This is a genomic window from Stenotrophomonas sp. S39, assembly GCF_016624665.1.
In the GTDB taxonomy this organism is placed as follows: Bacteria; Pseudomonadota; Gammaproteobacteria; order Xanthomonadales; family Xanthomonadaceae; genus Stenotrophomonas.
In genome coordinates, this window is record NZ_JACVTT010000001.1 from 293,889 (window position 1) to 305,858 (window position 11,970).

10 protein-coding genes are annotated in these 11,970 nt (G+C 67.2%); all 10 read left to right on the forward strand.

The annotated features are described in order from the left end of the window. Positions 1-48 precede the first annotated feature (48 nt). The 10 genes from IAE41_RS01370 (at position 49) to IAE41_RS01415 (ending at position 11,653) form a co-directional block, all read left to right on the forward strand. Positions 49-312: a CD225/dispanin family protein gene (locus tag IAE41_RS01370; protein ID WP_079222003.1), complete on the forward strand. Its 264-nt coding sequence runs from the start codon at positions 49-51 to the stop codon at positions 310-312. Positions 313-487: 175 nt separating this feature from the next. After that, complete coding sequence (locus IAE41_RS01375) at positions 488-1,627, forward strand: SPFH domain-containing protein (protein ID WP_200731723.1); 1,140 nt, start codon at positions 488-490, stop codon at positions 1,625-1,627. A 21-nt stretch (positions 1,628-1,648) separates the two neighbouring features. After that, positions 1,649-3,001 (forward strand): TFIIB-type zinc ribbon-containing protein, encoded by a 1,353-nt coding sequence (locus tag IAE41_RS01380; RefSeq protein ID WP_200731724.1) that lies wholly within the window; start codon positions 1,649-1,651, stop codon positions 2,999-3,001. Further along, a complete protein-coding gene (locus tag IAE41_RS01385) occupies positions 2,998-3,258 on the forward strand; it encodes a hypothetical protein (protein ID WP_079222006.1) in 261 nt (86 codons plus the stop codon). Before IAE41_RS01380 ends, IAE41_RS01385 begins: the two co-directional genes overlap by 4 nt. A 103-nt stretch (positions 3,259-3,361) precedes the next feature. Beyond that, positions 3,362-6,181 (forward strand): PAS domain-containing protein, encoded by a 2,820-nt coding sequence (locus IAE41_RS01390; RefSeq protein ID WP_325166967.1) that lies wholly within the window; start codon positions 3,362-3,364, stop codon positions 6,179-6,181. Positions 6,182-6,275: 94 nt separating this feature from the next. After that, positions 6,276-6,923 (forward strand): aldehyde dehydrogenase iron-sulfur subunit PaoA, encoded by a 648-nt coding sequence (gene paoA, locus IAE41_RS01395; protein ID WP_200731725.1) that lies wholly within the window; start codon positions 6,276-6,278, stop codon positions 6,921-6,923. Continuing rightward, complete coding sequence (locus tag IAE41_RS01400; RefSeq protein WP_200731726.1) at positions 6,920-7,876, forward strand: xanthine dehydrogenase family protein subunit M; 957 nt, start codon at positions 6,920-6,922, stop codon at positions 7,874-7,876. Before paoA ends, IAE41_RS01400 begins: the two co-directional genes overlap by 4 nt. Beyond that, positions 7,873-10,074, forward strand: coding sequence for an aldehyde oxidoreductase molybdenum-binding subunit PaoC (paoC, locus tag IAE41_RS01405; RefSeq protein ID WP_200731727.1), 2,202 nt, complete (start codon positions 7,873-7,875; stop codon positions 10,072-10,074). The genes IAE41_RS01400 and paoC overlap by 4 nt, the downstream gene beginning before the upstream one ends. After that, entirely contained in the window at positions 10,071-11,060 is a 990-nt protein-coding gene (locus IAE41_RS01410; RefSeq protein ID WP_200731728.1) for an XdhC/CoxI family protein, read from the forward strand. The genes paoC and IAE41_RS01410 overlap by 4 nt, the downstream gene beginning before the upstream one ends. Beyond that, a complete protein-coding gene (locus IAE41_RS01415) occupies positions 11,057-11,653 on the forward strand; it encodes an NTP transferase domain-containing protein (RefSeq protein WP_200731729.1) in 597 nt (198 codons plus the stop codon). The genes IAE41_RS01410 and IAE41_RS01415 overlap by 4 nt, the downstream gene beginning before the upstream one ends. The last annotated feature ends 317 nt before the right edge of the window (positions 11,654-11,970 follow it).

Below are 11,970 nucleotides of genomic sequence, written 5' to 3' on the forward strand. Positions count from 1 at the left end.
GATGGGGCTGCGGCATAATCCCGCCCCCATCAAGGAGAAATCGTTTTCATGGAGATCGCAGCACCCGCCGTTCCGCCCAAGGACTATCTGTTCCTGGCCGTCCTGAGCATCTTCTGTGGCTTCTGGCCGTTCGGCATCGTCGCCACCGTCTACGCCAACAAGACCTCGTCACTCAATGCAATCGGCCAGACCGGCCCGGCGTCCATCGCCTCGCGCAAGGCACTGCGCTGGATGATCGCGTCGTTCGTGACGCTGCCGGCCCTGCTGGTCATGCTCATCGGCTACGGGCTGATCACTCGCGCCATGGCGTAAGCGCTCCGGGCGGGCACGGGCAACCGCCTGTCCCGCCCTTTCCTGCCGGTTCTGCCTGGCCTGCCGTGCATGAATGCGCGCGTGCAGCACCGGTGGCGAGGCACCGCCCCGCTCCTCTATAGTCAGCCGAGCACGACAGGCACGGTGCCTGTCCGGTAACCACAGGGAGCAGGTCATGGGTCTGGTACAGGCGGTCAAGGGTGCAGTGGGCGGTGTTCTGGCCGACCAGTGGAAGGACTTCTACACCGTGCCGACGGGCCTGCCATCGACGGCGGCGCTGTTCGCGGCCGTGCCGAACGGCACCAACGCCGGGCGCGGCTCCAACACCAGCGGCTCGTCCAACATCATCAGCAACGGCTCGAAGATCATCGTGCCTGAAGGCTACGGCCTGCTGCTGTTCCAGGACGGCGCCATCACCGCCTTCGTGGCCGAAGCCGGTGGTTACGAATGGCGTTCGGACGATCTCAATTCGCAGTCGATCTTCGCCGGCGATGGCCTGGTCAGCACCTTCATCAAGCAGAGCTGGGAACGCTTCAAGTTCGGTGGCCAGCCGGGCTCGCAGCAGGCCGCGTTCTTCGTCTCGCTGAAGGAACTGCCCGACAACCGGTTCGGCACCCAGTCTGAAATCTACTGGGACGATGGCTTCCTCAACACCCAGGTCGGCGCGGTCACCCGTGGCTCGTACACGCTGAAGATCGTCGACCCGATCCTGTTCGTGAAGAACTTCGTGCCGGCCAGCTACCTGCGTCCGGGCCAGGTGTTCGACTTCACCGACATGGACAATGCCGCCGCGACCCAGCTGTTCAATGAAGTGGTGGGTTCGCTGGCACCGGCGTTCAGCCTGTATACGAACGACCCGGCCAAGGGCAACCGCATCACCAAGCTGCAGCAGGATTCGATCGGCTTCGCCCACAGCCTGTCGGTCGCGGTCGAGCAGGCTTACCATTGGCAGTCCGACCGTGGCCTGGCCATCGTCAAGACCGCCATCGTTTCGATCGAGTACGACGCCAACACCCGTGAACTGCTGAAGACCGTGCAGCGCGCCGATGCGCTGTCCGGTTCGCGCGGCAATTCCAACCTGCAGGCCAGTGTCGCCCAGGGCATCCAGTCGGCCGGGGAGAACGGCGGCGCGGCAGGCCTGGTCGGTGTCGGCATGGCGTCGGGCATGTTCGGCGCAGGCAACCTGCAGCAGCCGGCGGCACCGGCGGCCGATGATCCGGTGGCCAAGCTGAAGAAGGCCAAGGAAATGCTGGACCTGGGCCTGATCACGCAGGACGACTACGACGCGCTGAAGGCCAAGGCGCTGGGCCTGTAAGACGCAGGGCGCGCAGACACCATGTCCGACCCCAGAAACGGCCCTCCGCCGCTGCCCCAGGCCGATCCCGCTTCGCCCCCGCCCCTGCCGGCGGCGAAGCTGGACGGCCCGGGTTCGCCGCAGGACGTCCCGCCCCTGCCCGGCAGCTTCCCGCTGGATACCAGCACGCTGCCGCAGGCCATCCGTGATGACGTCGAGGCCCCCGATCCGCTGGCCATCGACACCTCCGCCAGCGAGCTGAAGGACGGCCTGAACCGCTGCCCGAAGTGCGGCGCCACCGACATCCGCCCCAAGCTTGGCACCGACATCCTGGTCTGCCTCTACTGCCGCCACGAGTGGCACGGTGCGCGGGTGGAGGAGGAATTCGGGCTGGGTGAAGCGCTGGACCAGCTGCAGGGCACCGTCATCGCCTCCGGCGCGCGCAACATCGACGCCGACACCTCTGCGTTGATGACCTTCAAGTGCAGCGGCTGTGGCGCCGAGGTCACCGTCAACACCGAGAGCACGATGACCGCACGCTGCCACTGGTGCCGGCATGTGTTCGGTGTGAACGAGCAGATCAGCAACGGTGCCGTGCCCGATGCCGTGTTGCCCTTCCACATCAAGAAGGACGACGCCGTCGCGCGGATCCGGCAGTTCGTCGACAAGCGGCGGATGTTCGCACTGAAGGCGTTCAAGGACCAGTTCACCCCGGAGAACGTGGTGGGCGTGTACCTGCCCTACATGATCGTGGACAGCAACGTCAGCGCGGCCGTGGCCGGCAAGGGCGAGATCAAGACCCGCGAATACACCCGCGGTACCGAGAAGAACAAGCAGACCTACTACGACGCGGACATCTACCAGGTCGAGCGCCAGGTCGATTTCACCGTCGACGACCTGCCGCTGGAATCCTCTGCCGAGCGCGGCAATCTCGACACGCAGACCAATACCAACAACATCATCAACACCATCCTGCCGTTCGACACCAAGAACGCGGTCAAATGGAACGCGTCCTACCTGGCCGGCTTCACCTCGGAGAAGCGCAACCTGGATGTGGAGAAGCTGCGCCCGCGGCTGGAGGACCAGCTGCTGTCGATCGCCCGTGCCCAGGTCCAGGCCAGCGTGCGCCGCTACGACCGTGGCGTGCGCTGGGAACAGGAACAGCTGGACGTGCATGGCACCCGCTGGGTGTCGATGTACCTGCCGGTATGGCTGTACTCCTACCACCAGCCCGGCGCCAACGGCGGCATGCTGCACTACATCGCGGTGAACGGCCGTACCGGCGAAACCATGGGCAGCGTGCCGGTGCAGCAGTGGAAGATGCTGCTGGCCGCCCTGGCCACCGGCACCGTCATCGAAGCCCTCGCAATTGCCTTCCTGGTGGCGACAACATGAGTGACGACAGTGGTCTCTGGTTGCTGGCGGCCGGCCCGGCCGGTGCTACGGCGCTGTACTGGGCGCTGTACCGCTATTACCGCAACACCGACAAATCGCATTCGTTCGAACGCGAAACCGCCATCGACGCCAAGCCGGTCACCGGCTCGGACCGACGCGTGGATTCGATCACCGGCACGCAGGAACGGCGCGTGCGCGGTGACAATGTCTACGAGTACCGCAAACGGGTGATGCGGGTGAAACCCGGCGGCAGTTGAGCCGGCACCACGCTACCGTGACAAGCGACTGATCTAGACTGGCGGCCCTTGATCTGCCTGCCGCTGACTGCGGCAGGCAGTGCCCCGTCGCTCGAGATCGTCCGTGAACCAGCCTCCCGCTTCCCTGCCCCAAGCCGCCCATGCCACCGAGAGCGTGAACATGGCGCTGGCTGCAGGCGCCATCGTCGGCACCTGGTTCTGGGATGTTCCGCGCGACCAGCTGACCGTGGACGAAGCGCTGGCGCGTGCGTTCGGCCTCGACCCGGCGCTGGCCCAGCGCAAGCTGCAGCTGCACGACGTGCTGGGCACGGTCCATCCTGATGACCTGCCCGGCCTCGTGGCCGCCATCGAGCACGCGGTGCGCCACGGTGGCCGCTTCGCCCACCAGTACCGCACGCAGGGCCCCGATGGCCGATACCACTGGCTGGAAAGCATCGGCCGCGTCGATCTGGATGAGCACGGGCGGGCGAAAAGCTTTCCCGGCGTCCTGATCGATATCGATGAGCGCCTGCGGGTGCAGGCCGAGCGCGACCAGGCCCAGGCCCTGCTGCGTTCCTTCGTGGAGGCCGCGCCAGGCGTGATGTACGCCAAGGACCGCCAGGGCCGCCTGCTGATCGGCAACAGCGGCACCACTGAACTGATCGGGCGTACGCCCGCGGAGTATGTCGGGCGCACCGATGCCGAGCTGCTGGCCGACCCCGCGCAGGCCGCGGCGGTCATGGCGACCGATGAGCGGATCATGGCCAGCGGACAAAGCGAGCAGCTCGAAGAAGAGATCAATTTCTCCGATGGGCGCCGCGCGTGGTGGCTGTCGACCAAGGCGCCGCTCCGCAACGGCAATGGCGAGGTCATCGGCCTGGTCGGCACCTCGCTGGACATCACCGACCGCAAGTCCGCCGAGGCCGACCGCCTCGACCTCGAGGAACGCTACCGCCTGGCGGCACAGGCCACCAACGATGCGGTGTGGGACTGGCGCATGGTCGACGGCCACGTGGTCTGGAACGAAGCACTGTCCAGCCTGTTCGGGCACCCGATGATGGAGACCAGCGCGCAGTGGTGGCTGGACCACTTCCATCCTGAAGACCGCGACCGCATCGATCGCAACATCCATGCCGTCATCGACGGCGATGGCACGACCTGGAACGGCGAGTACCGCTTCCGCCGCGCCGACGGCAGCTATGCCGCCGTGCTCGACCGTGGCGCGGTGCTGCGCGATGCCGATGGGCGCCCGCTGCGGATGATCGGTGCCATGCTCGACCTGTCCGGGCGCAAGGCCGCCGAAGCCGCGCTGGCCGAAGGCGAGGAACGCCTGCGCCTGGCCACCGAGGCAGGCGAGCTTGGGCTGTGGGATCTCGACCTGGTACAGAACATCCTGCTCTGGCCCGCGCGCACCAAGGCGATGTTCGGCATTTCCTCCGATGCGGAGGTGACCTTCGATGACTTCCGTACCGGCCTGCACCCCGATGACCGTGCCGCAACGCTGGCGGCGCTCGAGGCCTCCGCCGATCCGCAGCGGCGCGCCAGCTACGACGTGGAGTACCGCACGGTCGGCAAGGAAGATGGCATCGTGCGCTGGGTCGCAGCCAAGGGCCGGGGCATCTTCGAGGCCGGGCGCTGCGTGCGCATGCTGGGCGTGGCCATCGACATCACCGCGCGCAAGGCCGCCGACGCGCGCCTGCGCGAGCTCAACGAGCAGCTCGAGGCGCGGGTGCGTGCCGAAGTGGCCGAGCGCATGCGGGTGGAAGACGCGCTGCGGCAGAGCCGCAAGATGGAAGCCGTCGGCCAGCTCAGTGGCGGCATCGCGCATGATTTCAACAACATGCTGGCCACGGTGATCGGCCCGCTGGACCTGCTGGCCCTGCGCATCGGCGACAGCGATGCCCGCGCGGTGCGCTACATCGAAATGGCCCTGGATGGCGCCCAGCGCGCTGCCCAGCTGACCCAGCGGCTGCTGGCCTTCTCGCGGCAGCAGCCGCTGCAGCCGGTTGCCCTGGACGTGAACCACCTGGTGGCCGGCATGACCGACCTGCTGGTGCACTCGCTCGGCAGCAGCGTCATCCTGGAAACCGTGCTGGGCGGCGGCCAGTGGTGGACGCACGCCGATGCCAACCAGCTGGAGAACGTCATCCTCAACCTGGCCGTGAACGCGCGTGATGCCATGCCGGGCGGTGGCCGCCTGCAGCTGCAGACCAGCAACTGCCAGATCGACCTGGCAGACGTGGCCGAGCACGGTGGCATTCCCACCGGCGATTATGTGCGCATCGCGGTGACCGACACCGGCAGCGGCATGCCGGCGGACGTGATGGCACGCGCGTTCGATCCGTTCTTCACCACCAAGCCCGTCGGCCAGGGCACGGGCCTGGGTCTGTCGCAGGTCTACGGCTTCGTACAGCAGTCCAACGGCCACGTCCGCCTGCAGTCCACGCCGGGCGCGGGCACCACCGTGGTGATCTACCTGCCTCGCCTGCTGGCCGAGGTGGACGCACTGCCGGCGGCCGCAACCGTTGCAGCCCCGCTGTCGGGTGGTGGCGCGGAGCAGATCCTGGTCGTGGACGACGACGCGGCGGTGCGCGCGTTCTCGGTCGATGCGCTGTCCGAACTGGGCTACCAGGTGCTGTCGGCCGACGGTGCCGCCAGTGCCCTGCCCCTGCTGCAGGCACATCCCAACATCGCCCTGCTGTTCACCGACGTGGTGATGCCCGGGGTCAACGGGCGGCAGCTGGCCGACCAGGCACTGGCGCGGCATCCGCACCTGAAGGTGCTGTTCGCCACCGGCAACAGCCGCAATGCGCTCGTTGACGATGGCGTGCTCGACGCGAACGTGCAGTTGATCGGCAAGCCCTTCACCATCGGCGAACTGGCCACGCGGGTGCGCGCGGTGCTGTCATCAGCTGGCCATCCACACTCACAGCAAGCAAGCTGAACGGGCAACAGGGCGGAGCTTCACCACCCGCCCACCGCAGCGCGGCCATGCTGACACGCAATCCCGTCAGCCGACTGCAGCCAGCGGAGTCACGATGAATCCCCCTTCCAAGCTTCCGCTCACGCGGCGCGACATGCTCAAGCTCAGTGCGGGCTCGGCCACGACCATGGCCATGCCGGCCGCTGTCGCCGCCGCCGCCGAGCCCGATCGTTCCGCGGCACGTGCCCCGGTCACCTCGCAGGTAACGTTCAAGGTGAACGGTGCGAACCACTCACTGCTGCTTGATACCCGCGTCACCCTGCTGGATGCGCTGCGTGAGCACCTGCAACTGACCGGCACCAAGAAAGGCTGCGACCACGGGCAGTGCGGTGCCTGCACCGTGCTGGTGGACGGCCGCCGCATCAATGCATGCCTGACCCTGGCCGTGATGCATGAGGGCGCCAGCATCACCACCATCGAGGGCATGGGATCACCCGGCAACCTCAGCGACATGCAGGCTGCCTTCGTCAAGCATGATGGGTTCCAGTGCGGGTACTGCACGCCGGGCCAGATCTGCTCGGCCGTTGCGGTGCTGGACGAAATCGAGCGCGGTGTCCCCAGCCACGTCACTGCACGCCTGGACGCGCCTGCGGCGCTGACACCTGAAGAAATCCGCGAGCGGATGAGCGGCAATATCTGCCGCTGCGGCGCGTACTCCAACATCATCGACGCGATCCAGGATGCGGCAGGGAAACGCTCATGAGGGCCTTCACCTATGAACGCCCCAGCAGCGCGGCCGATGCCATTGCCGCCGCCACGCGCGCGCCGGGCGCACGCTTCATCGCCGGGGGCACCAACCTGCTCGACCTGATGAAGCTGGAGGTGGAAACGCCGACGCATCTGATCGATGTGAACGGGCTGGGCATGGACGGTATCGAAGGGACGGCCGATGGCGGCCTCCGGATCGGTGCACTCGTGCGCAATACCGATCTGGCCGCAGACGCACGCGTCCGCCGCGATTACGCTCTGCTGACCCGGGCGCTGGTGTCGGGTGCCTCGGGGCAGCTGCGCAACAAGGCAACCACGGCAGGCAATCTGCTGCAACGCACGCGCTGCCCCTACTTCTACGATACGGCCCAGGCCTGCAACAAGCGCCTGCCGGGCAGCGGCTGTGCCGCAGTGGAAGGCGCAAGCCGGCAGCTGGCGATCATCGGTGGCAGCGCAGACTGCATCGCCACGCATCCCAGCGACATGGCCGTGGCGATGATGGCATTGGGCGCATCGGTGGAAACACTGCGTGCCGACGGCACCCGTCGGCGCATTGCGCTGGATGCGCTGTACCGCCCACCGGGAACAACCCCACACCTGGAGACGACGCTGCTGCGAGGCGAGCTGATCCAGGCGGTGATCCTGCCACCCCCGGCAGGTGGCACCCATGTCTATCGGAAAGTGCGTGACCGCGCATCGTACGCGTTCGCGCTTGTTTCGGTTGCGGCCATCGTGCAGGCCGATGGCAGCGGACGCGTCGCGCTGGGCGGCGTGGCCTACAAGCCATGGCGCAGCGACGCCGCCGACGCCGCACTGCCGCAGGGAGCCTCGGCCGTCATGTCGTCGCTGTTGCTGGGTGCGGCACCGACCGGCCAGAACCACTTCAAGGCGGTACTGGCCGAACGCACGCTGGCATCCATCCTGCAGGACCTGAGGGCGCGCGCATGAAGTTCAATACGCCTGCTGGTACCAATCCCATCGATGCGGAGAAGATCGTCGGGCAACCGCACCCACGCATCGACGGTCCATTGAAGGTCTCCGGAAAGGCGACCTACGCTTACGAATGGCATGACGCACTGCCCGAAACGCCGGCCTACGGCGTGGTGGTGGGTGCAGGAATCGCCGCCGGAGCCGTCGCCTCACTGGACCTTGAGCCCGCCCGCCGCTCACCAGGCGTGCTGGCCATCGTCACTGCCGACAATGCCGGGCCGCTGCAGCGCGTGAAGCGCAACGCCGCGCCGCTGCTCGGCGGCCCGACGATCAGCCACTACCACCAGGCGCTGGCGGTGGTGGTTGCCGAGACCTTCGAGCAGGCACGCGCGGCGGCCGCCAAGGTCCGCGTGCGCTACGCACCGCGGCACGGTTCATTCGACCTGGCTGCGGCCCGCAAGGATGAGTCGTCATTGAAGACTCCCGAGCCCGATGCCCGGTTGGGCGACTTCGAAAAGGCCTTCCAGCAGGCCGACATCACCCTGGATGCGACGTATCACACCCCTGACCAGTCACACGCCATGATGGAGCCGCATGCAACGCTGGCGGCGTGGGACGGTGACCACCTGACCGTGTGGACGTCCAACCAGATGATCGACTGGGGCCGTACGGACCTGGCCAGGACTCTGGGCATCCCCAAGGACAACGTCCGCCTGGTATCGCCGTACATTGGCGGAGGATTTGGCGGAAAGCTGTTCCTGCGCTCCGATGCCCTGCTCGCAGCGCTCGCGGCACGCGCGGCGAAGCGCCCGGTCAAGGTGGCGCTGCAACGCCCGCTGGTCGCCAACAACACGACCCACCGCCCGGCCACCATCCAGCGCATCCGGCTGGGCGCATCCCCGAACGGAACGTTGACCGCCATCGGACACGAATCGTGGTCAGGCAACCTGACGGGGGGCTCGCCTGAGGAAGCCGTGCAGCAGACCCGCTTCCTGTACGCCGGCGCGCACCGGCTGGCCGCCATGCGATTGGCCGCACTGGATCTGCCCGAAGGCAACGCGATGCGCGCACCCGGCGAGACGCCCGGACTGATGGCCCTGGAAATCGCCATGGATGAGATGGCAGAGAAAGTCGGGCTGGATCCGATCGAGTTCCGCATCCGCAACGACACCCAGGTCGACCCCAGCGATCCGTCACGGCCATTTTCGCAGCGCCAGCTGGTGCAGTGCCTGCAATCTGGTGCCTCGCGCTTCGGCTGGGAGCGTCGCAACGCTGCCCCTGCCAGCACCCGCGATGGACGCTGGCTGGTCGGCATGGGGGTGGCGGCCGGCTTCCGCAACAATCTGGTGATGAAGTCCGGCGCGCGCGTGCGCCTGTCCACTGATGGCCGCGTGACCGTCGAGACCGACATGACCGATATCGGTACTGGCAGTTACACCATCATCGGCCAGACCGCCGCCGAAATGCTGGGCGTTCCCCTGGACCAGGTCACGGTGAAGCTTGGCGACTCGCGCTTTCCGGTTGCCGCCGGCTCTGGCGGCCAATGGGGTGCGAACAGTTCTACTGCCGGTGTCTACGCGGCCTGCATGGCATTGCGGACCAAGGTTGCCAGCGCGCTGGAAATGGATCCGTCCTTGGCACGGTTCGAGGATGGCCATGTCATCGCTGGGCAACGACGGGCTGCCTTGACGGAGGCGACCCGCAGCGGCGAACTGGTTGCCGAGGACAGCATCGAATTTGACACCCTGCAGGAAAAATTCCAGCAATCCACCTTCGCTGCGCATTTCGTCGAGGTCGGCGTTGATGTCGCGACGGGCGAAACGCGCATCCGGCGGATGCTGGCCGTCTGCGCTGCGGGACGCATCCTGAATCCCACGACGGCACGCAGCCAGGTCATCGGCGCGATGACGATGGGCATCGGCGCTGCGCTGTCGGAGGAACTGATTGTCGACCCGCGCCTGGGCTTCTTCGTCAACCATGACCTTGCAGGCTACGAGGTTCCCGTGCATGCCGATGTGCCTCACCAGGAGGTCGTGTTCCTCGACGAGGCAGATGCGGTGTCATCCCCGATGAAAGCCAAAGGCGTAGGCGAACTGGGGCTGTGTGGCGTCAGTGCCGCCATCGCCAACGCCGTCTACAACGCAACCGGTGTAAGGGTCAGAAACTACCCACTGACGCTGGACAAGCTGCTCGCAGGCCTGCCGGACCTCGCATGACAACGGCGCTTTTTCCCGCACCCCTGGACCTTGAAACGGGCAATGCGCGGCCCGTACTGCGTGCTGCTGCCGATGCCGCACGCATGCGCTCTCCGGCGGTGCTGGCCATCGTGGTGCAGACCGAGGGCTCGACCTACAGCCGTGCGGGGACCTGCGTGTTGTTTGCCGGCGACAAACAGATCGGCTGGCTCAGTGGGGGCTGCCTCGAGCCGGAACTCGCACGTGCGGCCTGCAGGGTTGCAGCGGAAGGACGCGTCACCTGGGTAAAGATTGATACCCGCGATGATGCGGCGCTGTTCTCCGGCAACGCCGTGGGCTGTCGCGGCTGCCAGTGGATCGCACTGCTGCCGTTGCACCGGTTGCCGGGCCTGGCAGGCTGCCTGGATGTCTGGCTGCAGGGCCGTGACAGCCTGCACCTGTCCCTGGCAACCGAGGGTCGTATCGACGGTCGCTGTGCTGGATCTTCGTTCAGCATCCAACTGCCGGTGCTCGAGAGCGACGAGGCCATCGACACCCGCGCTTGGCGCCTGCAGTGGCACCGGCCACCGCTGGTACAGCTTCATGGCGCCGGACCTGAGGCCGCGACACTGGTGCCAATGCTGGAAGACCAGGGCTGGCTGATACAGATCGTGGAGCCGCGCAGTGCGTGGCAGGCGCGCCTGCCGTCGCTGCAACAGAAGAACGAGGCACAAGCAGGCCACCAGGTGGATGCAGCGCTGGTCATGCACCACAACTTCGAGCTGGACCTGGATGCGTTGCGATTGCTTTCCCGATCAAGGATCCCTTTCATCGGATTGCTGGGCCCCCGACAGCGCAGGGAGGATCTGTTCAAGGTGCTGGACGCAGATACGCGCGCCGGACTGCACTCCCGGCTGCGCTCACCCATCGGCCTCGCACTGGGCGGACGGGGGCCTGAAGCCATCGCCCTGAGCATCACCGCCCAGCTGCAGGCATGGCGTCACGGCAGCGCACTGGGCAATACGTGAGCGGCCACGCGGCGGTAGTGCTCGCCGCCGGGCTGAGCCGTCGCCTGGGCCGACCCAAGCAGTGGTTGCAGGTCGATGGCGAATCATTGTTGCGGCGTGCGGCGCGGCTGGCCTCTGAAACAGATCCGGATGTCCTGATCGTCGTGACGCCGCAGGGCCCCGCTTTCGGTGCGGAACTGAGCGGACTGCGCGCCGTCCAGGTGGAGAATCCCGCGCCCGCGCTGGGCATCGGCAGTAGTCTCCGGCTGGCAGCGCCGCACCTCGGCACCGCCCGCCACGTGCTGGTCCTGGTCTGTGACCAACCCCGCCTGCATGCAGCACATCTTCGCGCCCTGCTCGCTGCTGCGGCCAGCACGCCATGCCACTGCGCTGCCACGCTGGAAGGCGGCGTGCCGGGCTCGCCGGCTGTTGTCCCCGCCGCATGGTTCAGCGGCCTGCCGGAGAGCGGTGGTGACCGCGGTTTCGGTCGCCGGTTGCGGCAGACCCCGGGCGTCGCCCTCTGCATCAGCGATACGTCTCTTCGTGATATCGACGACGCGGACGATCTGCGCGCCGCGCTCGCCGCAGGATGGATCGACACGCCGCCGGAATGAGGACCGGTAGCGCCGGGCCACGCCCGGCGAGCGCAGCGGCACCCGACGGCATCCGCCAGGCATGGCCTGGCGCAACCAAGGCTGCGTCGATCTCCTTGCTACCAACGCAATGACGACCGGCAGCGCCGGGCCACGCCCGGCGAGCGCAGCGGGCCCTGATGGCATCCGCCAGGCATGGCCTGGCGCTACCTCGGCTGCGTCGATCCCTTCGCTACCGACGCAACGAGGACCGGTAGCGCCGGGCCACGCCCGGCGAGCGCAGCGGCCCCTGATGGCATCCGCCAGGCATGGCCTGGCGCTACCTCGGCTGCGTCGAT

Bases quoted from the DNA above. Each gene is read 5' to 3' on its own strand.
- IAE41_RS01370 (WP_079222003.1), top strand. From the start codon at position 49: ATGGAGATCGCAGCACCCGCCGTTCCGCCCAAGGACTATCTGTTCCTG.
- IAE41_RS01375 (WP_200731723.1), top strand. From the start codon at position 488: ATGGGTCTGGTACAGGCGGTCAAGGGTGCAGTGGGCGGTGTTCTGGCC.
- IAE41_RS01380 (WP_200731724.1), top strand. From the start codon at position 1,649: ATGTCCGACCCCAGAAACGGCCCTCCGCCGCTGCCCCAGGCCGATCCC.
- IAE41_RS01385 (WP_079222006.1), top strand. From the start codon at position 2,998: ATGAGTGACGACAGTGGTCTCTGGTTGCTGGCGGCCGGCCCGGCCGGT.
- paoA (WP_200731725.1), top strand. From the start codon at position 6,276: ATGAATCCCCCTTCCAAGCTTCCGCTCACGCGGCGCGACATGCTCAAG.
- IAE41_RS01400 (WP_200731726.1), top strand. From the start codon at position 6,920: ATGAGGGCCTTCACCTATGAACGCCCCAGCAGCGCGGCCGATGCCATT.
- paoC (WP_200731727.1), top strand. From the start codon at position 7,873: ATGAAGTTCAATACGCCTGCTGGTACCAATCCCATCGATGCGGAGAAG.
- IAE41_RS01410 (WP_200731728.1), top strand. From the start codon at position 10,071: ATGACAACGGCGCTTTTTCCCGCACCCCTGGACCTTGAAACGGGCAAT.